18 protein-coding genes are annotated in these 24,667 nt (G+C 53.0%); 5 read left to right on the forward strand and 13 right to left on the reverse strand.

The genetic code is table 11. The features are described 5' to 3' along the window. Positions 1-142 precede the first annotated feature (142 nt). A complete protein-coding gene (gene nagB, locus ACTJIK_RS08795; RefSeq protein ID WP_440645988.1) occupies positions 143-2,068 on the reverse strand; it encodes a glucosamine-6-phosphate deaminase in 1,926 nt (641 codons plus the stop codon). Between the two features lie 209 nt (positions 2,069-2,277). On the opposite strand from nagB, the gene ACTJIK_RS08800 reads away from it, so the two are divergent. Continuing rightward, on the forward strand, positions 2,278-2,682 hold the full coding sequence (locus ACTJIK_RS08800) for a hypothetical protein (RefSeq protein ID WP_440645989.1): 405 nt from the start codon (positions 2,278-2,280) through the stop codon (positions 2,680-2,682). A 121-nt stretch (positions 2,683-2,803) separates the two neighbouring features. On the opposite strand, the gene ACTJIK_RS08805 is transcribed toward ACTJIK_RS08800, so the two are convergent. From ACTJIK_RS08805 to ACTJIK_RS08845, 9 genes are all read right to left on the reverse strand, one after another. After that, on the reverse strand, positions 2,804-5,113 hold the full coding sequence (locus ACTJIK_RS08805) for a glycoside hydrolase family 20 protein (RefSeq protein ID WP_440645990.1): 2,310 nt from the start codon (positions 5,111-5,113) through the stop codon (positions 2,804-2,806). 4 nt (positions 5,114-5,117) lie between these two features. Beyond that, a complete protein-coding gene (locus ACTJIK_RS08810) occupies positions 5,118-6,041 on the reverse strand; it encodes a hypothetical protein (RefSeq protein WP_440645991.1) in 924 nt (307 codons plus the stop codon). 31 nt (positions 6,042-6,072) lie between these two features. Continuing rightward, complete coding sequence (locus ACTJIK_RS08815) at positions 6,073-9,036, reverse strand: GH92 family glycosyl hydrolase (RefSeq protein WP_440645992.1); 2,964 nt, start codon at positions 9,034-9,036, stop codon at positions 6,073-6,075. A gap of 283 nt (positions 9,037-9,319) precedes the next feature. Further along, entirely contained in the window at positions 9,320-10,102 is a 783-nt protein-coding gene (locus tag ACTJIK_RS08820) for an endonuclease/exonuclease/phosphatase family protein (protein ID WP_440645993.1), read from the reverse strand. Positions 10,103-10,199: 97 nt separating this feature from the next. Beyond that, positions 10,200-11,084 carry an alkaline phosphatase gene (locus ACTJIK_RS08825; RefSeq protein WP_440645994.1) on the reverse strand — a complete coding sequence of 295 codons (885 nt, stop codon included), beginning with the start codon at positions 11,082-11,084 and terminating at the stop codon, positions 10,200-10,202. 198 nt (positions 11,085-11,282) lie between these two features. Next, positions 11,283-12,041 carry a copper homeostasis protein CutC gene (locus ACTJIK_RS08830; protein ID WP_440645995.1) on the reverse strand — a complete coding sequence of 253 codons (759 nt, stop codon included), beginning with the start codon at positions 12,039-12,041 and terminating at the stop codon, positions 11,283-11,285. Positions 12,042-12,122: 81 nt separating this feature from the next. Further along, positions 12,123-13,196, reverse strand: coding sequence for a N(4)-(beta-N-acetylglucosaminyl)-L-asparaginase (locus ACTJIK_RS08835; protein ID WP_440645996.1), 1,074 nt, complete (start codon positions 13,194-13,196; stop codon positions 12,123-12,125). 20 nt (positions 13,197-13,216) lie between these two features. Further along, the gene (locus ACTJIK_RS08840) at positions 13,217-14,182 is read right to left on the reverse strand and encodes an ROK family protein (RefSeq protein ID WP_440645997.1); all 966 of its coding nucleotides are present in this window, start codon (positions 14,180-14,182) and stop codon (positions 13,217-13,219) included. Further along, entirely contained in the window at positions 14,154-15,788 is a 1,635-nt protein-coding gene (locus ACTJIK_RS08845) for an MFS transporter (RefSeq protein ID WP_440645998.1), read from the reverse strand. The genes ACTJIK_RS08840 and ACTJIK_RS08845 overlap by 29 nt, the downstream gene beginning before the upstream one ends. Positions 15,789-15,973: 185 nt before the next feature. Here ACTJIK_RS08845 and ACTJIK_RS08850 point away from each other — a divergent pair, with 185 nt between their 5' ends. Together ACTJIK_RS08850 and galK are read left to right on the forward strand one after the other, a co-directional pair. Then, positions 15,974-17,269, forward strand: a complete 1,296-nt coding sequence (locus tag ACTJIK_RS08850) for a sugar MFS transporter (RefSeq protein ID WP_440645999.1) — start codon at positions 15,974-15,976, stop codon at positions 17,267-17,269. A 132-nt stretch (positions 17,270-17,401) separates the two neighbouring features. Beyond that, on the forward strand, positions 17,402-18,550 hold the full coding sequence (gene galK / locus ACTJIK_RS08855; protein WP_440646000.1) for a galactokinase: 1,149 nt from the start codon (positions 17,402-17,404) through the stop codon (positions 18,548-18,550). A gap of 14 nt (positions 18,551-18,564) precedes the next feature. Here the strand turns inward: galK and ACTJIK_RS08860 are convergent, their stop codons facing one another. The 3 genes from ACTJIK_RS08860 to ACTJIK_RS08870 all read right to left on the reverse strand — a co-directional run bounded on the left by ACTJIK_RS08860 (position 18,565) and on the right by ACTJIK_RS08870 (position 21,065). Beyond that, positions 18,565-19,026: an RES family NAD+ phosphorylase gene (locus tag ACTJIK_RS08860; RefSeq protein WP_440646001.1), complete on the reverse strand. Its 462-nt coding sequence runs from the start codon at positions 19,024-19,026 to the stop codon at positions 18,565-18,567. 10 nt (positions 19,027-19,036) lie between these two features. Beyond that, positions 19,037-19,528 carry an antitoxin Xre/MbcA/ParS toxin-binding domain-containing protein gene (locus tag ACTJIK_RS08865; protein ID WP_440646002.1) on the reverse strand — a complete coding sequence of 164 codons (492 nt, stop codon included), beginning with the start codon at positions 19,526-19,528 and terminating at the stop codon, positions 19,037-19,039. A gap of 139 nt (positions 19,529-19,667) precedes the next feature. After that, positions 19,668-21,065 (reverse strand): Gfo/Idh/MocA family protein, encoded by a 1,398-nt coding sequence (locus ACTJIK_RS08870; RefSeq protein WP_440646003.1) that lies wholly within the window; start codon positions 21,063-21,065, stop codon positions 19,668-19,670. A gap of 284 nt (positions 21,066-21,349) precedes the next feature. Between ACTJIK_RS08870 and ACTJIK_RS08875 the strand changes: the two genes are divergently transcribed. Both ACTJIK_RS08875 and ACTJIK_RS08880 read left to right on the forward strand, forming a co-directional pair. Continuing rightward, positions 21,350-23,383 carry an alpha-L-fucosidase gene (locus ACTJIK_RS08875; protein WP_440646004.1) on the forward strand — a complete coding sequence of 678 codons (2,034 nt, stop codon included), beginning with the start codon at positions 21,350-21,352 and terminating at the stop codon, positions 23,381-23,383. Between the two features lie 465 nt (positions 23,384-23,848). After that, complete coding sequence (locus tag ACTJIK_RS08880; protein ID WP_440646005.1) at positions 23,849-24,619, forward strand: GNAT family N-acetyltransferase; 771 nt, start codon at positions 23,849-23,851, stop codon at positions 24,617-24,619. Positions 24,620-24,667 lie beyond the last annotated feature (48 nt).

Consider the following 24,667-nt stretch of genomic DNA (forward strand, 5'->3'; position numbering starts at 1 on the left):
CGCAAAACGGCGCTTCAAAGGGTTTTGCACAGGTGTGCATAACCGCTGTGGGTGCTAACTTCCTAAGGATCACCGGTTGCCGCATGCAAAAAGCCCGGGCTGTTGCCCGGGCTTGCTCAAACATATCTCTAAAGTGGACTGATTATCTGAAGTGATAACGCACGAATGCCTCCATGGCTGCGTATTTCTGGAGACCAAGACGGTCGAACAGATCCGCGGTATTGGCATTCCTTTCTTCGGCGCGCTGCCAGAACTCACGCGCATCGGTACCCTGGAAGGGAACCACGTCTTTCTGGCTCTGGTGGATGAAAATGCCGAGGCGTTTCTGCATCACCTGGTCGGGGCTCATGGGCACGGCCATTTCAATTTCATGGATGTCCCATTCCTGCCAGGCGCCTTTGTAAAGCCATACCCAGCAATCTTTCGCCCATTCTTCGTCCTTCACGATGTCCAGCGCGGCAAAGATCACGTCCAGGCATACTTTGTGGGTGCCATGCGGATCCGCAAGGTCGCCTGCGCAGTAGATCTGCTGGGGCTTCAGCTGGCGGAGCAGGTCTACAGTGAGCTGCACATCCTCAGGTCCCATCGGTTTCTTTTCCACCAGGCCGGTTTCGTAGAAGGGCAGGTTCTGGAAATGCGCATTTTCATCGCCAATGCCTACGTAACGGCAGGTGGCCTTGGCTTCGCAACGGCGTATCAGGCCTTTGATGGCGCGTATCTCGGCGGTATCTTTCTGGCTGGGCTTTTTGATCTGGATGAATGCTTTCGCGTCTTCCAGGATCTGCGAGCTCTTGCTCCTGTCTATGCCGAACATTCCTTCGAAACCTACGGCAAAATCGATAAAGCGCAGCAGGAACTCGTCCGTTACGGCAATGTTGCCGGAGGTCTGGTAAGCTACATGCACGTCGTGGCCCTGCTCGTGCAGACGGATGAAGGTGCCGCCCATGGAGATGATATCGTCATCGGGGTGGGGGGAGAAGATCAGCGCCCTTTTCCGTTCGGGTTGCGAACGTTCGGGATGATTGGGAAGCTGTGCGCCGGGTTTGCCGCCGGGCCAGCCGGTAATGGTATCGCGGATGGCGTTGAACTCGCGGATGTTCAGCTCGTACGCGGAGCCGTATTGCACGATCAGGTCGTTCAGGCCATTGTTGTTATAATCCTTATCCGTGAGCATCAGGATGGGCTTGTCGAGCTTCAGCGCCAGGTTGGTCACCGCTTTGCGGGTGAGTTTGGGCGTCCATTCACAATCCCCCGTGAGCCAGGGTTCTTTATTACGGGTGAGCTCGGCAGCAGCCTGCTCGTCTATCACGAATTTGCAGTTAGCGTGCTGTTGCAGCAGGGAAGCGGGCACCTGGTCGGAGCTGTGGCCTTCTACTGAACGGCATACGATCTTGGCTTTGTGGGAGCCCCAGGCAAGGAGGATCACCTTTTTGGCTTTCATAATGGTGCCGATGCCCATGGTTACCGCGAGGCGGGGCACCTGGCTCATGTTGGAGAACTCGTAGGCGTTGGCCAGGCGGGTGGAATTATCCAGCGTTACCAGGCGGGTGTGGGAGTTCACATTGGAGCCGGGCTCGTTGAAGCCGATGTGGCCGTTGTTGCCGATGCCGAGGATCTGGATGTCTATACCGCCGGCCTCTTCGATCTTGCGTTCGTAAGCTGCGGCATATGCTTTGATCTGCTCTTTCGGCACGGTGCCGTCCGGTACATGGTAATTCCCCTCGGGAATGTCCACGTGATTGAACAAATGTTCCTTCATGAAACGGTTATAGCTTTGCAGCGCATCCGGTTCAATCGGGTAATACTCGTCGAGGTTAAAGGTGACTACGTTCTTAAAACTCAGGCCCTCTTCTTTATGGAGACGCACCAGTTCTGCATAAAGGTATTTGGGAGTGGAGCCGGTTGCGAGGCCGAGTACGGCTGGTTCTTTGGCAGCCTGTTTTTCGCGGATCAGAGTAGCAATTTCCTGCGCCACGGCTTTGGAACCGTCTTTGGCTGTAGGATGGATGTCCACGGAAATCTGTTCGAAACTGTCTATCAGTTCAATTTCCTGGTGATTGATGGTCATTGTTCAAGTTTTTTAAATGCGATTTTAAAAACGAGCCCGAAAATTAAATAAAATACAGCGATTGTTAGGAAAAATTTACGATTAACAATTTTATAGGCCTGTCCATAGTAATATGCTATTAAAATGTAATAATTTGGGCCTTGCCCCGGCAAATCCAAATACCTGTGGTATCCGTATTTATAATGCACCTGTTACGCAAAACCATCCTGATGAAAAAACTGCTTCTCGCCTTTTCGGCTGTCGGCCTGCTGCTGGCATCGGATGTAAAGGCTATACAAACCAATGGTCAACCCCGGCACCGCCACCAGGAACTGAACTGGGCTAAAGCCAGGAACGGCGTTTGGCTCGCGCTGGTGGATAATAAGGTGAACTGGTTCAAGCTGGACAAGAACGCCCGCCTCTGGGCCAGCAACGATGGAAAGGAATGGGCCGAAGTGAGCGATGGGATGTGGCTGGACAATGAAGGCCGCCAGCTAAAGATAGGAGAAGGCAAATTGTGGTGGACCAGCGATGCGGGGAAGAACTTCTCCGAAGTGCCCGAATGGAAATGGAAAGGCCCCAAAGGCGAATGGTATAAGTTTGATGCAAAGTGGACGCTTTGGGTCGCGAAATAAATAAGAATCACGAATAGCACACAATTTTTAGAACGCACCGGTGTTTTCGAGCACCGGTTTTCTGCATAAAAAAAAGCCGTCCGGTTCAACCAGGACGGCTTTTTTATTTATAGGTGTAAGATTATTGAACAATAAGCTCGTCCACGAATAACCAGGCCGGATTGCCCTCCCCCGGCGCTCCTTCGGGGATCCTGCCCTCAGATTGCGCCACTATTTTCACATACCGGGCCTTCACGGTTTCTTTCAGCCTTTCGCGCACGCGGATGATACCTTTGCCATCTATCTCTTTCTGTTGGCCTGCTTCGGTATAATGCTTGCCGTCTTTTGAAATATAGAAGGTAACCTGTTTCGGCGGATAGATCCACTGGTCCTTATTGCTCAGGGTATTCAGCCCCAGCACGCTGATCTCGGTGGAATCGCCAAGGTCTATCACCGCCTCCATGGTGCCGCCGCTGTAGCCGGTCCACTGGTTGTCGTTGAATTCTTTGACGCCTTCAATGCCGTTTACCAGGGCAAAGGGGCTGCCGGGATTGTAGTTCTGGTGCGGCGGTTTGGCGAGGGTAACGGTTTTACCCGCCGCTTTGTGCAGTACAAATGCCTGCTGGAATTCGTTGCCATACTGGCGGTCGCCCTGGAACACGGCCGCTCTTACCACGCCGGTCTTTGTAACGGGAACGGGGCTGGCATAAGCGGCAGATTGCGCTGTAGGCGCGGTGCTGTCTGTGGTGTAAGTGATCTTTCCGCCATCCAGCTTGCTGTCCAGCTTTACCTGCAGGCCGCCTTTGCCGTCGCTTTCTATCACACCGCGTACTTCAAATACATGTTTGGCGTAGTTCACGCCTTTCTTTTCGAGGCGGGGAAGGTCTGCTTTCAGCCTTTCCAGGAAATCGTCGTAGTTCTTTTTTTCTTTCGGCGTCCAGAGCACTTCCGCCAGCGCGATGGCGCGCGGGTATACCATGTATTCCACGTGCTCGGAGTTCTTCATATACTCGGTCCACACATTGCCCTGCGCACCTTTGATGTAACGGGCCTCTTCAGCGCTCAGCCCTTCCGGAACGGGTTCGTAGGCATACACTTTGCTCACGGGCGTAAAGCCGCCGATGGCAACGGGCTCATTTTTGCCCTGGCTCTGGTAATGATCGAGATATACATAGCCGCCGGGCGTCATGATCACGTCGTGATGCTGTTTGGCGGCTGCAATACCGCCTTCGGTGCCGCGCCAGCTCATTACGGTGGCGTTCGGGGCAAGACCGCCTTCCAGGATCTCGTCCCAGCCGATGATCTGGCGGCCTTTGCCGTTGAGGTATTTTTCAATGCGCCGGATGAACCAGCTTTGCAGCGCATGCTCGTCTTTCAGTCCTTCCGCTTTCATGCGGGCCTGGCATTTAGGGCATTTCTCCCAGCGCACTTTCGGGCTTTCGTCGCCGCCGATGTGAATGTATTTGCCCGGGAACAGGATCATCACTTCATCCAGCACATCCTGGAGGAAGGTGAATACGGAATCGTTGCCCGCGCAATACACATCGTCGTACACGCCCCATTTGGTGCCTACTTCGTAGGGCCCGCCGGTGCAGCCCAGGTGCGGGTAAGCGGTGAGCGCGGCAAGCGAGTGGCCCGGCAGCTCTATTTCCGGGATCACGGTCACATGACGGGCCTTTGCATACGCCACCACATCTTTGATCTGTTCCTGTGTATAAAAACCGCCATAAGGTTTACCGTCAAATTTCTGGTCGTCGTAATGCCCTACCATGGTCTCTTTTCTCCGGGACGCCACTTCCTGCAGGCGCGGGTATTTTTTGATCTCGATGCGCCAGCCCTGGTCTTCGGTGAGGTGCCAGTGGAATGTATTCATTTTATGCATCGCCATGAGGTCGATGTATTTTTTGATGAAGTCCGCCGGGAAAAAGTGCCGCCCTACATCCAGGTGCAGGCCGCGGTAGGAGAAGCGGGGCTGGTCGAATATATCCACACCCGCCACCCAGTAGCTGGAAGCCTGCTGCAGGGGCAGCAGCTGGATGAGGGTTTGCATGCCGTAGAATGTGCCGGCGGCATCGTCGCCCTGGATGGTCACCTGGTCTTTACCTACTTTGAGGCGGTAAGTTTCAGGCAATCCTTTTTCGGCGGCGGGCATGCTGGCGAACACGATCATGTTGCGCGCAGCGCTGTCCTGCACTTTCAGCGCAAAGCCGCTGATGCTTTTGAAATATTCGTTGAAGAGGGCAGCCACTTGTTTGTCTGCCTCAGAAGCAGCCACCAGCACGGTTTGTTTGTCAAGCAAAAAAGAATCAGGCGTTTCCAAGAGTCGCGCGGGGAGGGGAATGATGCTCACTTTTGCCTTGGGCGCCGTGGAGGCGGAACCGCCTTCAGAGCAGGCAGCAAAGCCAAGAATAGCGCAGCCGGCTGCAAGATGGAAGAGTCTTTTTATGATCATGTTTTTATTTTTTCAGTTTATCTGCTTCCAGCGCCGCGACCTTTTGTTTCAGCAGCTCATTTTCCTGTTTCAGCTCAATCATATACAGCGTTAATTCTTCTATCTTCTTCATCTGGATCTTCTGCATTTCCCCTATGTCGAGGCCGTCCTTTTCGATGTCCTGTGCGGACGGAACGCCCGGTAAATGATGGTTCAATTTAATAAAAGAATTTACTTCCTGTAAGGAAGGCAGGCTGAAACCGCGGCTGAACACGTAATCGGGCCATCCGGTCAGTGTTACTTTCACTTTTTTGGCGGTGATTTCGCCGTTGACTGCCAGCAGCGACTGGGGCTCTGCTGTGCCGGTGCCGATGCCGATGTTTCCGTTATGGGAAATATGCATGCGTACAGTGGGTTCGCCGCCGGTATTGCTTGATCCGCTGGTCATAAATTGAAGGTAAGAATCCCAGGCCATGCCGCGATATGCCCGTATTATCGCTTTGCCGGCCGAATTGAATTCGTAGGAGATGTCCCGCTTGCTGTCCGGGCCGCCCGGCAAATTGGCTCCCCTGACCACCACTTTGGAATAAGTGTAATTCGTGTTATCTCCTAAAATGGGAGCGGGTGCAACAATACCGTGCTTTACAACCAGCAGCCCGGAGTTGTCCAGCGACATGATCTGGTGCGCGTCTGTACTGTAATCAATGGCTGCATTATCATTAACAAGCCACCTGAACTTGAACCCGCTGGTTTTCGCGCCATACATCCCATAATTTAAAGAACCATTGGACTGCTGGATGAAACCGGATCTGAAATTCATACTCCATACTCCGGATGTGATGGTGTTAGTGTATACATTCGGGAACTGAATTGTGGTGAACGTATCAGTTTGCCCGAATAATGAAATACTTACAACGAATTGTAAAACAATGAGGATGATCTTTTTCATAGATATACTGTTGGGTTTGAAACACAACATACTATTCTATAACGATTTCATCCGCAAAAATGTGACAAGGTTCGCCTTTGCCCGGATGCCAGTCAGGAATGGTGCCATGGTTGGCGGCCACTACTTTCACGTAGCGGGCTTTCAGGTTCACGGGCAGGCTCAGCACCTGTGTGAAGCTGCCGTACTCGCGGTCGGAGAAGGCATTTTTTACCACGCCGGCGGAAGTAAAGTTCTTGCCGTCGTTGGAAGTGAAGAATTCCACCTGCGTGGGGTACCAGATCCACGAGCCAAGATCCTGCAATACGCCCAGTCCCAGCTTATGCAGGGAACGCGGCGCTTTCAGGTCCACGATGGCTTCCAGGTTGCCGGGGTAGTGGCTCTGCCATGCGCCCAGCCTGAAATCTTCCTGCCCGCGGATGCCGTCTATCAGTGCATCCGGCCCGCCCGCTTCGAACTGCGGATGGATCTTCGACAGCACTTTGATGGTCTTGTCGGTTGGAATGAGGAAGAATGGCGTGGATACGGTATGGCTGTATTGCCCTTTCTTGAAGCCCACCGCTTTCAGCGTTAAGGTTTTGTTGATATTGAAAGGTTGCGTGTAACGCCTCGAGCCTGCATTTGGTTCAGAGCCATCCAGCGTGTAATAGATCACCGTTCCGGGTTCCACTGCTTTCAGCGATACCTGCGTGGAATGTTTGAACCTGTCGGAAGGCGCCACTACGTAAGGAACTGCCACAATCAGGTCTTCCCTGATCTCGCTCACGGGCGAACCTTCAGCATTGGCCCATGTTTGGGTGGGCGCATCTGTCATCTCAAACTCCATTACACCGCCATTCATGATCAGCTCATGCGGAACGGATGACGAGGGCAGGTTCATGGAAGCATTGGTAGTGGTGGTTGTGCTGGTTTGCGTTGTCGTAGTTCTCTCATGAAACACTTTCACATTCTTCACGTAAAAGTTTTTCGCGCTCAGGTTATTAGCCTTGATGGTGAAGGTTTTCCCGTTCTCCAAATGAATATTCACTTCGTCAAAGGTTGGCGTGCCGATCGCATACCGGCCGTCACCGGGCCTTACAGGGTAAATACCCATGGCGCTCATCACATACCAGGCGCTCATTTGCCCGCAGTCTTCGTTGCCGCTGAGGCCATCGGGCGCATTATGGTACATGGTGTTCATGATCTGGTGCACCAGCTGCTGGGTTTTCCAGGGCCGGCCCACGTAGTTGAACAGGTAGGCGATATGGTGACTGGGCTCGTTGCCATGCGCATACTGGCCGATGAGGCCGGTGATGTCGGACTGGTGGCGGCCGCTCAGCTTGTCTCCGGTAGTGAATAATCTATTTAATTTCTGCGTGAATTTTTCTTTGCCGCCGTTTAGTTTGATAAGGCCGCTTACGTCCTGCGGGGCGTAAAAGCTGTATTGCCAGCTGTTGGCTTCGGTGAAGTAACTATTCACTTCGGTGGGATTGAACGGGCTCATCCAGCGGCCGCCGATCTTGCCACGCATAAAGCCGGTGGAAGCGTCGTACAGGTTTTTGTAAGACTGTGCGCGTTTCATGTAACGGTTATACACCGCGGTGTCGCCCAGCATTTTGCCCATCTGCGCAATGCACCAGTCGTCGTAGGAATATTCCAGTGTGCGGGAAACGGATTCAGGCTGCGTGTCCATGCTCAGGTAACCCTGCCGGATGTAGTGCTGCATGCCGAAACGTTCGCCTTCGGCATAGCTGCGCATGGCTTCCAGCGCGTATTTCGCGTCGTAGCCGCGGATGCCTTTCTGGTAAGCGTCCACGATTACGGGTACGGAATGGTAGCCGATCATGCAGAAAGTTTCGTTGCCGCTCAGTTCCCAGACAGGCAGCATGCCGCCGTTTTTGTATTGTGCCAGGAAGGTGTTGATCCAGTCGTTGGTTTTCTGGCGGTTGATGATGGTCATGAGCGGATGCAGCGCGCGATGCGTATCCCAGAGAGAAAATACGCTGTAGTTCTCAAATCCTTCCGCTTGGTGGATCTTCAGATCGGTGCCGCGGTATTGGCCGTCCACATCCATGTAGAGATTGGGATTGAGGCAGGCGTGGTACAGCGCGCTGTAGAACATCGTCTGCTGGTCATCGGTTCCGCCTTTCACGTCAATTTTCCCAAGCTCCTTGTTCCATGCGGCTTTGGCATTGGCCAGCGTGCCGTCGAAGTCGAAGCCGGGCATTTCCGCGTCGAGGTTTTTCAAAGCGCCTTCTTCGCTGACCCCGGAAATAGCCACCTTCACATAGAGCGGCTGCTGCACGTCGAAAGTGAAGTAAGCCTTGATGTTGCGGCCTTCCGCGCTGGGGAGGGCGCCTTTTGAAGTGTCGCCCAGCGCCACGTTGTGCGATTTTGCGGGGCGGGAGAATTTCATGGCGAAGAACAATATCTGGTCCTTGGCCCAGGAATTGGAACGGCGCATACCCACTACAGTGCTGTCGTTCACGACTTTCAGGCTGGAGCTGATCACGATGTCGCGGTGATAGAGGTCCAGCAGCACATGCCCTTCGCCGGCGTTCTGCGGGAATTCGTATTTGTGCAAGCCGACTCTTTTCGTGGCGGTAAGCGATGCGAGGATGTCGTATTTATCCAGCTTTACGCTGTAAAAACCGGCGTAGGCTTTTTCATTTTTATGGGAAAAAGGGGAGGCATATTCATCATTTTTCCAGGATGGTTTGCCGGTAACGGGCATCAGCAGCACGTCGCAGTAATCTTCGATGCCGGTGCCGCTCAGGTGGGTATGGGAAAAGCCATACATGACGGAATCGGTGTAATGATAACCGGAGCAGCCGTCCCAGCCTTTGAGGCGTGTGTCAGGACTGAGCTGTACCATGCCGAAGGGCATGCTTGGGCCGGGATAAGTGTGGCCGTGGCCGCCGGTTCCGATAAAAGGATTTACTTTAGATGAGTAATCCGTTTGCTGCGCGCTGGCAGCGGATGCCAGCCCCATAGCCAGCATAACCAACCAATTTTTCATTCACTGTTTTTTTAGTTCCTGTCCGGCTTTCCGCGTGGGATAAGGCCGCGGCGCCGGAAAGAGCTAAATTAAGGAATAATGGATCGCTAAAACGTTTTAGTGTGAGAAAGTTTGATGATTAAAAAAAAGCTTGGGAAGGACTTTATCCTTGCAAATCGAAAATCAGATGTTACAATTGCAAGGATGATCTACGAAGGAACATCGTGAACTGTCCTGAGACGGATATCAGCAAAAAAAGACCGCTCCCGGAAAGAGCGGCCTTTACAATATCTCATATTTCAATTTATTTCAGCAACACCTCCGCGATCACCGGCCTGTGATCCGATGCAACGGTTTCTTCCACCACCAGTGCGCTCATTACATGCCATTGCGTTTTATTGTAGAGGAAAATGTAATCCAGCTTCTGGGTGGGTTTGTCTGAAGGCCAGGTAGGGCCCAGCTTTTCAGTGGCGTCTGCAAAAGTTTGTTTGAAGATGCTTATTTCTTTTGATGCGGGCTGCGCGTTCATGTCGCCTGCTACGATCAGCGGCAGCGCGGGATGGGCCTGAACGTGCTGCATGAGCAGGTTCACCTGGCTGAGGCGGTCGGCGGGATCGTCCAGGTGGTCCAGGTGGGTGCTGATGAAGCGGAGCAGGCTGTCGCCCGGGAGCTTTACGGTTACCACCGCGGCATTACGCGGCTCGCTGCCTTCGCCTTTGGCGTGCAATGCAATGCTCTGGCTTTTTTCTATCGGGAAGCGGCTGAGAACGCCGTTGCCGAAGCTTCCGCCATCAAACTCCATGGCTTTGCCAAAATAGATGTACATGCCTGTGATCGCGGCCAGCTCCTTCAGCTGGTCGGTTTTATTGACGCGGGAAGTAGAGCTGTCTACTTCCTGTAAGGCCACCAGGTCGGCATTGGTGGCGAGTATCACGTTGGCAATACCCTGGATGTCCAGCTTGCCCTGCGTGTTCTCACCATGATGAATGTTGTAGCTGAGCACTTTGATCACCTGCCCCTGAACCTGCGCCGACGCAGGAAAAGAAGCGGCAAGGGTTAGCACGAAAAGAAAAACGATTCGGTACATAATATTCAGATTAAGAATTTCCGGATAATATCGAGCCATATCTCATTCTTCCCGGCAGGTACAACTATCATGCCCGCATATCCACCCGGAATCCCGGCTATTTGCCGAAGATCTCCTTCACCGGCCGGCCTACCCATTCCTGCGGCGTTTTAAGCCCGAAAATCCAGGCAATGGTGGCCGCCGTGTCGTAGGTCATCACGCTCTCCCGCACTTCATGGCCTTTTTTGATGCCCTTGCCGGTAAAGATCCAGGGTATCTGCATTTCCACCATCGTTTTGCCGCCATGGCCCTTGTTGATGCCGCCATGGTCGGAACTGAGGATGAGCACGCTGTTATCCCACATACCCGCGTCTTTCACCGCCTGCACGATCCTGCCTAATAAAACGTCATTCTTATGCACTTGTTCATAGTACTCGGGAATGTTGTGCCCGATACCATGACCCACCCCGTCCGGCTGATCGAAATGTATAAAGAGGAAGTCAGGTTTCTTTTCTTTGATATAGGCTACCGCCGCATCGGTGGTGGCGGTATCGTTCGGGCACGACTGGTCTTTGTTCACTGCTTTTTTCGGGAACAGGTAACCGATGCCTCCCCAGCTGTAGATCACCCCCATTTCAGCGTCCGGGCGTTGCCGGCGCAGCAGGGTGAACACGGAAGGGAAAAGACCGTATTCATCCAGGGTCCTCGGTTCCACTTCGGGCGTTTTACTGCCCCATTCTGTGAAACCATGCAGTTCCGGGCCCGCGCCCATGATCATGCTGGCCCAGTTCACCGCGCTGGAGGAAGGAAGTACGCTGCGCGCCTTTAACGTCCAGCTGCCTTCTTTCATCAGCTGCTTCATCACCGGGTTGTCCGCCTTTGCGATGGCATAGGCGCCCAGGCCGTCCATACCAATGAGTATAACATGTTTTACGCCTTTTACCTGTGCCTGTGCCGCCAATCCGCAGCACAATACTAAAGCTAAGAAGCCTGCTTTTTTCATGTCTCGACTAATTTAAAATTTATTTAATGTATCAACAATAAAGAAGTATGCACATTTACCTGATGTGGATAAAAGTAGTAAATATATACTATACTTTGTTTAATATTTATAAATATAACAAAGAGGTAATAACAAGAACAGGGTTGGCTTACAGTTCGTTTCAAACGGTTTGGGGCAGATCAGTCTTTGTATAGTTGATCAGCCGTTCAAACCTTTTTCCGCTTCTTCGCGGATACGCTTTACGGTAGCTGCTTTGGTAACGGCGATGCCGTATTCCGGCACACCAGGAATGCCGCCCATGCTTACGTTGGGATTGCGGTATTGCATGCGGCTGTCTTCGTATTCTTTTGCGGTGGTATGAAATTCTTTTGCGCGTGTGGCGGCTGCCAGCGCGGCGGCATTATGATCGCGCAACCCGGAACCTGCCATGATGCGGATGCGGCCCGCGGCTTTTTTCACCAGTGCGGCGATCAGTTCCGCGCCTTCCATGGCCGTGTTGCGCTGGCCCGAGGTCAATATCCGCTCGCAGCCTGTTGCGATCACGTCTTCCAGCGCCTGCAACGGATCCGCCGTCATATCAAATGCGCGGTGGAAGGTGACGCCCATCGGCCCGGCAAGTTCTACCAGCTCGTGTGTGCGCGCCTGGTCTACTTTTCCGTCGGCAGTCAGCAAACCAATTACCACGCCGTCGCAGCCCAGCTGTTTGCACACTTTAATATCTTCTTTCATGATGGCGAACTCCTGGTCGTCGTACAAAAAATCTCCCCCGCGCGGCCGGATAATAGGGTAGAGGGCAATGTTCACCGCTTCGCGCGCCAGTTTGATAGTGGCGTAACTGGGTGTGGTGCCGCCTTCCAGCAGGTTGTCGCAAAGCTCTATCCGGTCTGCGCCGCCTTCCTGCGCTGCTTTGCAGGAAGCCAGCGATGTGGCGCATATTTCAAGGGTGATCTTTTCCATGGTTGCAAAAATAAGGAGGAAGGTACCGATAAAAAAAGCGCACCGTACCGATGCGCTTCTTTTAAATTATTCTCTGAATGATCAGAAGTAGTGTTTGCCTTTGATCAGCTCTTCTTTATCGTCGCCGGTGGTTACAGCGTAGCTGAAACCTTCGTGCAGGCAATACGCCCCGTGCTCGCCTTTTTTATTGAGCGCAAGGAAGCCGATCTGGATGCCTTTGGCCCGGTCAGGGTTCTTTTTCACGATGCGCATGACGGCTTCTTTGCAGGCCGCTTCAGGGGAATACCCCTGGCGCATCAGTTCCACCACCAGGAAGCTGCCCACCACGCGTATCACTTCTTCGCCAACACCGGTGGCAGTGGCGGCGCCTACTTCATTATCCACGTAAAGCCCTGCCCCGATAATGGGCGAGTCGCCAACGCGGCCGTGCAGCTTGAATGCCATGCCGCTGGTAGTGCAGGCGCCTGAAAGGTTGCCCTGCGCATCCAGCGCTACCATCCCGATAGTGTCGTGATTGTATACGTTGCCGGGAAGTTTCAGCGGGTTGAAAGCGGTGGCGTTTGTTTCGCCCCCGTTAAAAGCGCTGGTGCCCTTTTTGCCCTCGTAGCTCTGGTTTTCGATGTTCATCACCGGTTTGTACTCCGATTTCTTGAGCCATTCTTTCCAGGCTTTTTCGGATTCGGGCGTAAGCAGGTTCTCTTTTTTGAAACCATTCTCCAGCGCGAACTGGAGGGCGCCTTCGCCAACGAGCATCACATGCGGCGTTTTTTCCATCACCTTGCGCGCCACTGAAATAGGGTGCACGATATGTTCGAGCGCAGCCACGGAGCCGCAGTTGCCCAGCTCGTCCATAATGCAGGCGTCCAGCGTTACATGGCCGTCCCGGTCGGGGAAGCCGCTGTAGCCTACGGTGTGGTTGTTCGGGTCAGATTCGGGTACATGCACACCTGCTTCCACCGCGTCCAGCGCGCGGCCGCCCTTTTTGAGCACCTGCCATGCAGCTTTGTTGGCCGCGATACCAAAGTCCCAGGTGGAAACCACGATGGGTTTCCGGCCTTTGCCCTTGCGGGATTGCGCGGCGGCGGGCAATCCGTCTATGGAGAGGGCTGCTGCGCCCAATGCCGCTGTTTTAAAGAAATTCCTTCTGCTGTTCATACCTCACAATGTTACGGAATTTAGTCTTTCATTTCCCAGGCCATGGCGCTGGCGCCAAGGATGGCGGCGTCGCTTTCTTTCAGCTCGGAGAACAAAAGTTTGACCTTGTTCTGGAAGATCGGCAACAGGTTCTTTTCCATGTGCTCGCGAACGGGGCGCATGATGAGATCGCCTGCCTGGGTGAGGCCGCCGAACAGAACGATGGCTTCAGGGCTGGAGAACATCACGAAGTTGGCCAGCGCTTCACCCAGCACTTTGCCGGTATATTCATAGATCTCCATCGCGAGCTTATCACCTTTGATGGCCGCTTCGTAGATCATTTTGGAATCGATCTCTTCGGCGGTATGGTTGCGCAGCAGGCTTTGTTCGTCCGGCCGCGCTTCAAGGAGTTCCAGTGCAGTGTTGGTAACGCCGGTGGCGGATGCATACGCTTCCAGGGAACCGTGTGCGCCGGTGCCGTGATGCAAACGGCCGCCGGGAATAACGATCACGTGGCCCAGCTCACCTGCAAACCCGTCGTGGCCATATATAAGCTGGCCGTTGGCTACGATGCCGCTTCCCACGCCGGTGCCCAGCGTGATGGTGATAAAGTCTTTCATGCCACGGGCCGTGCCGTAAGTCATTTCACCGAGCGCCGCCGCATTGGCGTCGTTGGTGAGCACCGTAGGCAGGCCGAATAATTCCTCGAGCATCTGCGCAAGCGGTATGATGCCCTTCCAGCGCAGGTTAGGAGCATATTCAATGTTTCCTGTGTAATAGTTACCATTGGGTGCGCCTACGCCAATTCCTTTAATGTTCTCAATACCGCCTACCTGTTCGATCAGTTTCGTCAATCGCTGATGCAGTTCAGCAAGGAACATGGTAACTTCTTCGTGAGCTTTGGTTGACATACGGTCCTGGAACAAAATGTTGCCACGACGGTCTACTATTCCAAATTTAGTATTAGTACCTCCAATATCAATGCCCACCGCTAGTTGCTGACTCATAGTCTATACCTTGGGATTTTAAAATTGTTTTAACACGGAATGCGAAAAATGCGAGATAAGCGAAGCAGATCACCGGCACAATATACGACATGTGAATGCCGATTGCCGGGATATCTGAAAAGCCACCCTGCAATGGCGGAACGAGCGCCCCGCCGAGGATCATCATGATCAGGAAAGAAGAACCCTGGCCGGTGTATTTTCCAAGTCCTGCGATGGACAGGGAAAAGATGCAGGGCCACATCACGGAGCAGAAAAGGCCGCCACTGATGAAAGCGAACAGGGATATGGGACCTGTGGTGAACAGACCGATCAGCATGGCGATAACGCCCATGATGCCGAAGGTGAGGAGCGTTTTGGCCGGTTTGTCCTGGCCGTAAAAGAACCCTGCGATCTGGATCACGATACAGATCGCGAAAGGATACAGTTTGGTGATGTCGTTACCTTTCAGCGCGTTAACGCCAAGAATAACGGCGTAAGCGATAAAAGGCACCACAACAGACAATATCTGGCGGGTGGATTTGGTAACGTTGAATACGCTGATGGCGCCGGTCCAGCGGCCGATCATCAGCCCGCCCCAGAAGATGGCGATGTAGGGGCTGATCTCGGATTCATGCAGGCCTTCGGCGGTGAGGAAGCCGGGTTTTTTGAGCAGCTCGCCGAGGTTGGAGGAGGTGCTCACTTCCACGCCCACATATACGAAGATGGCGATCATGCCCATGATCAGCTGCGGGTATTTCATAGCGCCCCATCCGTTGCCATTGCTGCGGGATGCGAATTGCGCGTAGAACAGGATAATGAGGATGCCAACGATGCCCGCGATAAAATACGGCAGCGGTTCGGTGGTGATGCCGATGCCGCTGGCGATAATGAGGAACATCAGCGTGATGCCCAGCAGGGTGCCGGTGGCTTTGGGGGAAGATTCGAAATGATCGTCTTCCGTGCCCTTCGGCATTTTGGTGGCGGCGAAAATGCCGGCCGCGGCCAGGAACAGGCCTACGAGGGTAATATATAATATGTTGATCTTGCTGATGTCTGTATCGCCTGATGTGCCGGCTACTTTGGCGGAGCCGAACAGCAGGATGCTCACGATGAGCGGGCCGATGGTGGTGCCGAAGGAGTTGACGCCGCCGGCGAGGTTGAGGCGGTGCGCGCCTTTAGCCGGGTCGCCCAGCAGGATGGCGAAAGGGTTGGCGGCGGTTTGCTGCAGGGAGAAACCGAGCGCTACAATAAAATATGCCCCGAGGATAAGGTAGAAGGCGGCGGTTTTGTTTTCCATGCCCAGGCCGAGGTTCACGGCGCCGATAGTGGCGGCGGCCCCTACGCCGGAAATGAGCAGGCCATATATAATGCCTTTTTTGAACCCGATGCGGTTCAGGATATCAACCCCTTTCATGGCGGAGAGCAGGTAGAGGATGAGGGAGCCGATGAAATAAGCGCCGTAGAAGGCGAAATCCACCAGCTGCGATTGTATTTGCGTCAGTTCAAAATGCGCTTTACAAAACGGGATGAGGATACTGTTAGATGCCGCAACGAACCCCCAGAAAAAGAATACCAGAATGAGTACGAAAAACGAGGGATGCGTACCTTGTTTACTTTGCGTGGACATATACCTGATTGTATTTTGACAAAATATGGCTCTAAATGTATAATTATTTTTTTGACAAAAGATGAAAAACAGCGAGAAAAGCTGTATTTTTTTTAACTGCTCAAACGTTTTAGCTAATATATTTATGAAATATGGGAATTGTTAACTATGTTCGTGAATTCTTGACCAATCAACCTTAGCTACTCATGAGTGATAAAACCGCTACAGTGGCCGCTCCCCGCGGTAACTACAAACAGGCGATGTTTATTATTGCCACACTGTTCTTCATTTTCGGCTTCGTAACCTGGCTGAACTCACTACTGATTCCCTTTCTGCAACAGGTATGCGAGCTGTCGGATGTGGTGGCCTACCTCGTAACGTTCGCCTTTTACATCTCCTACTTTGTAATGGCGATCCCTTCTTCCATGATCCTGAACAAGATAGGCTTTCCCAAAGGGATGTCTCTCGGCTTGCTGACCATGGCGGTAGGTTCCCTGATCTTTATCCCGGCCGCGCAAATGAGGAATTACCCGTTGTTCCTGGTAGGACTTTTCACCCAGGGTACCGGCCTTGCCTTATTGCAAACCGCTTCCAATCCATACGTAACTATTCTCGGACCCATCGAAAGCGCGGCCAAACGGATCAGCATCATGGGTATCTGTAATAAAGTAGCCGGTATCATCGGCATTTTGCTGCTGGCTAACCTCCTTTTCAGCGATACCAAAGAGATCTCCGATAAGATCAATACACTCACCGGCGCCGCTAAAGAAGCGGAGCTGGACCTCCTGGCCGCCCGCCTCGTAACGCCCTACGCCATCATGGCTGTAGTGCTTTTTATCCTGGCATTTTTTGTATTGAAAGCGCACCTTCCGGAAATTTCACAGGATGATGAAACGCCGGTAGCCGCTACCGACGGCCCAGACCAATACGGAAGGACTTCCGCGTTCCAGATCCCTTACCTCATGCTTGGCGTGCTCTGCATCTTCTTATACGTAGGGGTAGAAGTGCTGGCGATCGACTCCATCAAAAAATATGGCGAGTATGCCGGCCTCTCCGGCGATGTGGCCGCCAAAGTTCCCATCTGGTGCCTTGTTGCGCTCGGTGTGGGTTACCTGATCGGTGTGGCGGCTGTGCCGAAGATCCTCAGCCAGAAAACCGCCCTGGTGATCTGTGCGGTGCTTGGCGCAGTATTCACAGTAGGCGTTCTGCTTACCTCCGGCATCGTTTCCATCGTTTTCCTGGTGCTTTGCAGCTTTGCGCACTCGCTCATGTGGCCCGGTATCTGGCCTCTGGCTATCAATAAGTTAGGAAGATTCACGAAGCTGGGCTCCGCCCTGCTGGTAATGGGCATTGCCGGCGGCGCCATCCTGCCGCTGGTGTACAGCGCCCTCAGCACCAGCCTGGGAGGCAACCTCCAGCTGGCTTATGTGATCATGATCCCCTGCTACCTGTACATCCTGTATTTCGCATACACAGGCCATAAAAAAGGCTTGCCGGCTTAGCTTTTCAAGCTGAAAAATATCAGAAATGCTTCTGCACGCCGCGGTAAAACCGGCTCCGCAGAAGCATTTTTCTTTTCCCGCTGGGAAAGCCCGCTCTTTTTTATATTTTTAGGTGTCAAAAGTACCCTTATAATGATATCGCAAGCAACTGAGCAGTTTAAGAAGTTATTCCACAAAGAACCGTTGATCGTTTCCTCTCCCGGCCGCATCAACCTGATCGGCGAACATACCGACTATAATGAAGGTTTTGTGCTGCCCGCCGCCATCGATAAAAAGATCATCTACGCCATTGCCCTCAATGGTACGGATACCTGTAACGCCTATGCGCTGTTCAACGACGAGATGGCGTCTTTTTCGCTGAAAGACATCCGCCCCGGCGGAGGCTGGATCAATTACCTGAAAGGCGTGGTGTACCAGCTGCAACAGCGCGGGCTGGAAGTAAAAGGTTTCGATTGTGTGATCACCGGCGATATCCCCATCGGCGCAGGCATGAGCAGCTCCGCCGCCGTGGAAGGAGGGCTCAACGTTGCGCTGAATCATCTCCTCGGCTTCAACCTCAGCCGCATGGACATGGCCAGGGTAGGCCAGCTGGCCGAACACACATTCCCGGGCGTGAAATGCGGCATCATGGACCAGTTTGCCAACCTCCACGGGCAGAAAGACCGCGTGATGCTGCTGGACTGCCGCAGCCTGGAATTCACTTATTTCCCTTTCGAATTCTCCAAAGACCATAAGATCGTACTGGTGAACTCCATGGTACACCATTCCCTCGCTTCTTCCGAATACAATGTGCGCCGCGCGCAATGTGAGGAAGGCGTGAAGATCCTCCAGGAATTTTTCCCGGACATCAACAGCCTGCGTAATCTGACGTCCGCGCAGGTAGAGCAGTACAAAGACAAGCTGCCGCCCAAAGTATACGACCGCTGCCGCTACGTGACCGAGGAAAACGAGCGCGTGGAAAAAGCCTGCGCGCATCTCCAGCGCAACGAACTGAAAGAAGCGGGCGAGCTGATGTTCGCTTCCCATGAAGGTCTCAGCAAACTTTACGAAGTATCCTGCCCCGAGCTGGACTTCCTGGCCAACCTCGCACGGCAGCGACCCGAAGTAGCCGGCGCCCGTATGATGGGCGGCGGGTTCGGCGGATGCACCATTAATCTCGTAAGATCTTCAGCAGTTGATGCCTTTGTGAATTTTGTACAGGGTGAATATGAAAACAAATACGGAAAGGCGCCGGAAGTGTATGTGACGTCTATCGAGGATGGGGCGAAGGTGGTGGGGTAAAGCCTCTCCCAGGATCATTTTTTTAAGATCGCTTCAATCCGGCCGCCAGGAATAAAGTCTTTTACCTCGATGATTTTGCATTTGGTGAAATCGATGTGGGTGGCATGCAGCACAAAGTTGTATTCCAGGGGTACTACCGATGAAGGTACCTGGAGCACGGCCGTTTTTCCGGAGTTATACCATTCATCTCCAACAGGCTGGCTGATGGAATAATCATCCGGCTGGCTCCACCCAAGAGGCAGGGAATGCAGATCAAGAACGGTTTTAGGAATTGAATCAGGTATTTGTATGTACATGATCGCAAAATCCTTATTAAAACCGTACCCGTTCCTCCTGATAAGATTTTCCATAATGGCCAGTGAAATACTGCCCGCAGTATAGATCACTTTATTCCCTTCGGAATTCCACCTGCCGGCAATGCCCGGGGCAAACAGATTTTTGGCATACCGCTTCAATACGATCCTGTAAACAATCATCCGGGCTGTTTTAAAGCGAATAACCGTAAGCGATCCTGTCCACCTCCTGCGAAATGAGATCAACGCCACCGGGGGTAATGAGCCAGTTCACGGGTTTGTCCCTGAGGTGTGAAAGCGGTTTCCGCAGCCACTCCTGGAACTCATGCAGGTTGCTGAACACCTCTTCTCCCTTTTTGAATAATACGATCAGCTTCAGCAGGTGCTCGCCTTTCACGGGTTCAAGGGGCTTGTCCAGTTCTTTGTAGTTGGTCAGCGTCCTGGTAGACGTGTTGATCAGCTCAGCGAGGTATTTGTCTGGTATGTTGATGAGATTGGCGAATGTATAGAATACGGAAGTTTTTACTCCTTTCTGGGCATAGCGCACCAGCGAGGGAAGGCCGGTAGTGTAATTATCAAACTTACCTGCCAGGGAGGCGGCACTCACCGTTTCATCCCAGCCGCTTCCTGTGTTTTTATCACTCTCCTTTTTTCCGGGAGTTTTTTTACCTGCATGTGCAGCCATACTACAATAATATTTAGCCTATTTCGAAGATACGAATTATTTCCATTCTTAAATGGAATGTTTTCCACTTCTTTTTTATCAAAAAAAAGGGCGCTCCTCTCAGAGCGCCCCTTATATTTCTGATCTACTCCAAACAGCATTAATACTCCCCGTCCAGCGCGAAGTTGGGCTTGCGGTTGATCCAGCGGCCGCGGGTGAAGTCAGGGATGAACTGCGCTGTGCCGCCTTCCTGGATGGATTGCTCGCTCAGCGGTGTGATAGCATACCAGGTAGCCAGATCGTATACGTCCATCTGGTAGTCTGTGCCGCGTTTGATGCTTTCAATGAAAGAGTTGATCACGAACCAGTCCATGCCGCCATGACCGGCGCCGGAGGCATCGTTGGCATATTTTTTCCAGAGCGGGTGGTCGTATTTGCCCATGTAGCTTTCAGCGTCTTTCGGGTCGCCGGCTTTTTCCCAGGTATGCGGTTTGCTTTTGCCTTCAATGTGAATGCTGTCGAAATCATCCATCCACAGCCCGTTGGTGCCCTGCACTCGGAAGTTCAGCGAATAGGGACGGGGCAGGTTGGTGTCATGGCTCAGCATGATGGTTTCGCCGTTGTTGGTTTTGATCAGCGTGCTCACGATATCCCCCAGCTTGAATTCCACTTTGGCGTTCGGGTGGCTGGGCCCTCCTTTGGGATGATCCATGATATATTTATGCAGGCCGCGCGATTTAGTGGCCACTGAGGTGAGCGACAGCAAACGGTTGCCACGGTTGATGTTCACCATATTGCTCACGGGGCCGAGGCCATGGGTGGGGTAGAGGTCGCCGTTGCGGTGAACGGAGTGGTTGGTGCGCCATTTGGCTTCGGAAACGCCTTTGTCTCCAAACTCAACGCCGCCGCCGTAAAGCTGCTTGCCGTCGTTGAACTTCACTTCACGCAGGTCATGCTGGTAACCGCCCTGCAGGTGCAGCAGCTCGCCGAAAAGGCCCTGGCGCACCATGTTCAGCACAGCCAGCACATCGCGGCGGTAATTCACGTTCTCCATACCGAATACGGGGATGCCGGTTGCTTCTGAAGTGTTCACCAGCTCCCAGCATTCCTGGATATCGGCCGCGCCGCAAACTTCCACTGCGGGCGTAATGCCTGCGCGCATAGCGTCTACTGCCATCACGGTATGCCATTCCCAGGGAGTGGCGATCACCACTGCGTCTATGTCTCCGCGTTTGAGGAGGTTCTTGTAGTCGTGCGGGCCTTTGGTATATTCAGCCACTTTGCGTTTTGCGCCATAATGCTCGCCGATCATTTTGCGGACCTGCGGCAGGGTGAATTCGGTATCCGGGTCCGCAATGGCCACCACCTCCACGTCGCTGCGGCGGAGGCAAAGGTCCAGGTGGTTCAGCCCGCGCGCTCCCACGCCGATCAACCCTACTCTTACTTTTTCTTTCTTTTCAGCGGCGAATATCCGTGCGGGCGAATTCAGCAGGGAAAGTCCCACGCCTGCCGCCACGCTGTTCCTGATGAACTTTCTGCGATGCAAGTGCTTATTCATAACTTTTGATGTGTTTTAAAAAGAGTAACATGTTCAGTTAACAGCTTTAAATGTATAGCTTTAACGGTATCATCCGCAACGCGTGTTTATGAATTGTGACATTCCTGTGATAGATGGCAAATGCAGGGTTTTCCCGGCTAAAGCCCTCAGTATTAGCCATGATGCGCACTGCAAACGGTTGTTAGCGTATTATTTTATCATTCTCTGTCATGATATTACCAAACTACAGGAAATGAACGCCAGGATGTTATTTTTATGATCACACGTCTTGCAATTACAGTATTATGAAAAAAGCGGCACTCTTTGTTTTATTGGTCATTTCCGTCAATGCCTGGGCGCAGCCCGAGATCAAGCCTTTCGGCGCGCTGCCCTCCAATGCGCAGGTTAAATGGCAGCAGCTGGAATATTACATGTTCATTCATTTTGGCCCCAATACCTTCACCGATAAGGAATGGGGGCACGGGGACGAGGATCCGAAAGTCTTCAATCCCACAGCGCTGGACGCCCGCCAATGGGCGCGCACCGCGAAGCTTGCCGGTATGAAGGGGATCATTATCACCGCCAAACACCACGACGGCTTCTGCCTCTGGCCCAGTGAATACAGTAAACACACCGTTCGTGAAAGCGCCTGGAAGAACGGCAAAGGTGATGTGCTGGCGGAATTGTCCGCCGCCTGCAAGGAATACGGCCTGCTGTTCGGTGTGTACCTTTCGCCCTGGGACCGCAACCACCCGGCTTACGGCACGCCCGAATACAACCAGGTATTCGCCAACCAGCTGCGTGAAGTGCACACAAAATACGGTCATGTATTCGAGCAATGGTTCGACGGCGCCAATGGCGAAGGCCCCAACGGCAAAAAGCAGGTATACGACTGGGATCTGTTCGAAGGAACTGTTAAAAAATACCATCCCGAAGTGATCTTCTTCAGCGACGCCGGCCCCGGCTGCCGCTGGATCGGCAATGAGAACGGGTTTGCAGGCACCACGAACTGGAGCACGATCAACCGCAAAGAATTTGCGCCGGGCATGCACGGCATACAGGATAAGCTGAACAAAGGCCAGGAAGGCGCATCGGACTGGGTGCCCGGAGAAGCGGACGTTTCCATCCGCCCGGGATGGTTCTACAGCCCCAGCACGGATGATAAGGTGAAAACGCTGCCCTGGCTGCTGGACATTTACTACGGCTCCGTTGGCCGCAATGCCAACCTGCTGCTGAATGTACCGGTAGACCGCCGCGGGCGCATCCACGAGAACGATTCCCTGCGCCTGATGGAACTGAAAAGAACATTGGACGCGGATTTTAAGCTCAACCTGGCGGTGCGTGCCAGAACAACCGTTACCAACGGCCGCAGCGGCAGCGCCATTTCAAGCGCCATCCACCTTACAGACAATAACTACAATACCTATTGGGCAACAGCGGAAGGCAAGCTCACAGCGGATATTGAGCTTAGTTTCGAAAAAGAGGTCACGTTCAACCGGTTGGCCATACAGGAGTTCATCCCGCTGGGACAGCGCGTGAAAGCCTTCTCAGTAAGCGTTTTGGAAGGAAAAGAATACCGCGAGATCGTCCGGGAGACTACTATCGGTTACAAACGCATCCTGCGCCTGCCCAACACCACTACCAAAAGCGTGAAGATCACCCTGCTGGATGCGCTGGCCAGCCCGGTGATCAGCGAGGTGAAGCTCTACAAAGCGCCCGAGCTGCTGGCAGACCCGGTGATCAAACGCAGCAAATCAGGCCAGGTGACCATTACCTGCCAGTCACCCGACCCGGTGATCTACTATACCACAGACGGCAGCGAGCCCACCACCGCTTCCAGGAAGTACGAGGGCACAGCTTTCTCTTTCCCCGGCAGCGGTACCATCAAAGCCAAAGCGTATATCAACAACGGTAAACAATCCGGCGCCACAGCAACCCAAACGATGGACATCGCGCCTGACGGCTGGAACGCGGTGACGCCCGGCGCGGAAAAAGCGGTGGACGGAGATCCCGCTACAGTCTTCCGCAACGCGGAAATGAAATATCCTGCTGAGCTGGTGGTGGATATGGGCGCGCCCGCCACGGTGAACGGCTTCACCTACACGCCTCACCCGCGCGGCGGCATTGTGTACCAATATGCCTGGTATGTGAGCAACGACGGGAAGGAGTGGGGCGAACCGGTGGCGAAAGGCAGCTTTGCGAACATCCTGAACAACCCGGTGAAGCAAAGTGTAAAACTCCCTGAATCAGTGAAATGCCGTTACTTCAAGCTGGTGGCGCTGGCCCCGGCGAATGAAAAGGACACTACGCCGGCATTTGCTGAAACAGGCGTGTTCTAGCAGCCGAAGCCTATATCCGGGACGGCCCGGGGGAACCTGGTACCGGCCCCCTGGAAAGCCCGCTTTCAGCCCCCCGCCGGACATACCGGTAAAAAGAACGGAAACGCAGGCAGGGCCGCGCTTCCGTTCTTTCTTATTTTAACAAAAAAAATCGGTTGCATATTTAAATATGTTATAACTTTGCGGATACTTTAATAACTAAAGACGAATTTTTATAACAATTTAATGTCGAACTGAAGTTGGAATACATCTCAACCCATACCAACATCTCTGCTTACCACCCTTCTTTCGAAGGGGGCGTATACGCTATTGGGTTTCCTGTCTTTAGATATCTCTCCCGACGACCTCGTATTTGATAGCGCCGTTAACCACACCCGCTATCGCACCATGATCCCCCTCATGGGTTTTTCCGGCAACGGAGCTTTCGCATCAATTTATTGAATCACAATTTTCAATTTTAACAAGTTGGAAAATAAAGATATCATCGTTCGGGCAGCTACTGCCGACGATAAGCATTATGCCAAAACCATCACCGATGAGATGGAGGCTTCTGCTAAAGCCCGTGGAACCGGCATAGCCAAACGTTCCCCGGAGTACGTGCAGCTGAAAATGGAAGAAGGCAAAGCTGTTATTGCCCTCACCCCAGGCGGCGAGTGGGTAGGTTTTTGTTACATCGAAGCATGGGGTCATGAAAAATTCGTGGCTAACTCCGGCCTTATTGTAAATCCTGCCTTCAGGGGCCATGGCGTGGCCAAAGCCATTAAAGAAAAGATATTCGAGCTGAGCAGGAAAAAATACCCTGACGCAAAGATTTTCGGCCTCACTACTGGTCTTGCCGTCATGAAAATTAACTCAGACCTCGGTTATGAACCCGTAACTTACAGTGAATTAACAGACGATGAGGAATTCTGGAAGGGCTGCCGCAGCTGTGTGAACTTCGACGTGCTGACGGCCAAGAACCGGAAGAACTGTCTTTGCACCGCCATGCTGTACGATCCCGTGGAAAAAGCCAAGGAAGCGGAAGAAAAAGCCGCGGCTGAAAAGAACAAGCTGGTGATCACCACTGAAGGCAGCATGCAGGAAGAAAGGAAGAAACGTAAGTTCAAAGGCAACTTCTCCCTGTTTGAAAGGTGGGTGCGTTACAAAAAATACGTACTGCTGAAAGCGGCCCGGAAAAGCGGCGGCAGCGGCGCGGCAGGCACCAGCAAGAAGAGGTTTTTCTTTGGGTGGTTGTAATGGGATATTAGAAAAAGACCAATAAAAAAAGACAAATAACTACAAATG

Origin of the sequence: Chitinophaga sp. 22620 (assembly GCF_052044405.1) — a bacterium.
In the GTDB taxonomy this organism is placed as follows: domain Bacteria; phylum Bacteroidota; class Bacteroidia; order Chitinophagales; family Chitinophagaceae; genus Chitinophaga.

Bases quoted from the DNA above. Each gene is read 5' to 3' on its own strand.
- ACTJIK_RS08830 (WP_440645995.1), bottom strand. From the start codon at position 12,041: ATGGAAAAGATCACCCTTGAAATATGCGCCACATCGCTGGCTTCCTGC.
- ACTJIK_RS08810 (WP_440645991.1), bottom strand. From the start codon at position 6,041: ATGAAAAAGATCATCCTCATTGTTTTACAATTCGTTGTAAGTATTTCA.
- ACTJIK_RS08845 (WP_440645998.1), bottom strand. From the start codon at position 15,788: ATGTCCACGCAAAGTAAACAAGGTACGCATCCCTCGTTTTTCGTACTC.
- ACTJIK_RS08820 (WP_440645993.1), bottom strand. From the start codon at position 10,102: ATGTACCGAATCGTTTTTCTTTTCGTGCTAACCCTTGCCGCTTCTTTT.
- ACTJIK_RS08805 (WP_440645990.1), bottom strand. From the start codon at position 5,113: ATGATCATAAAAAGACTCTTCCATCTTGCAGCCGGCTGCGCTATTCTT.
- ACTJIK_RS08860 (WP_440646001.1), bottom strand. From the start codon at position 19,026: ATGATTGTTTACAGGATCGTATTGAAGCGGTATGCCAAAAATCTGTTT.
- ACTJIK_RS08835 (WP_440645996.1), bottom strand. From the start codon at position 13,196: ATGAACAGCAGAAGGAATTTCTTTAAAACAGCGGCATTGGGCGCAGCA.
- ACTJIK_RS08840 (WP_440645997.1), bottom strand. From the start codon at position 14,182: ATGAGTCAGCAACTAGCGGTGGGCATTGATATTGGAGGTACTAATACT.
- galK (WP_440646000.1), top strand. From the start codon at position 17,402: ATGATATCGCAAGCAACTGAGCAGTTTAAGAAGTTATTCCACAAAGAA.
- ACTJIK_RS08870 (WP_440646003.1), bottom strand. From the start codon at position 21,065: ATGAATAAGCACTTGCATCGCAGAAAGTTCATCAGGAACAGCGTGGCG.
- ACTJIK_RS08815 (WP_440645992.1), bottom strand. From the start codon at position 9,036: ATGAAAAATTGGTTGGTTATGCTGGCTATGGGGCTGGCATCCGCTGCC.
- nagB (WP_440645988.1), bottom strand. From the start codon at position 2,068: ATGACCATCAATCACCAGGAAATTGAACTGATAGACAGTTTCGAACAG.
- ACTJIK_RS08865 (WP_440646002.1), bottom strand. From the start codon at position 19,528: ATGGCTGCACATGCAGGTAAAAAAACTCCCGGAAAAAAGGAGAGTGAT.
- ACTJIK_RS08850 (WP_440645999.1), top strand. From the start codon at position 15,974: ATGAGTGATAAAACCGCTACAGTGGCCGCTCCCCGCGGTAACTACAAA.
- ACTJIK_RS08825 (WP_440645994.1), bottom strand. From the start codon at position 11,084: ATGAAAAAAGCAGGCTTCTTAGCTTTAGTATTGTGCTGCGGATTGGCG.
- ACTJIK_RS08875 (WP_440646004.1), top strand. From the start codon at position 21,350: ATGAAAAAAGCGGCACTCTTTGTTTTATTGGTCATTTCCGTCAATGCC.
- ACTJIK_RS08800 (WP_440645989.1), top strand. From the start codon at position 2,278: ATGAAAAAACTGCTTCTCGCCTTTTCGGCTGTCGGCCTGCTGCTGGCA.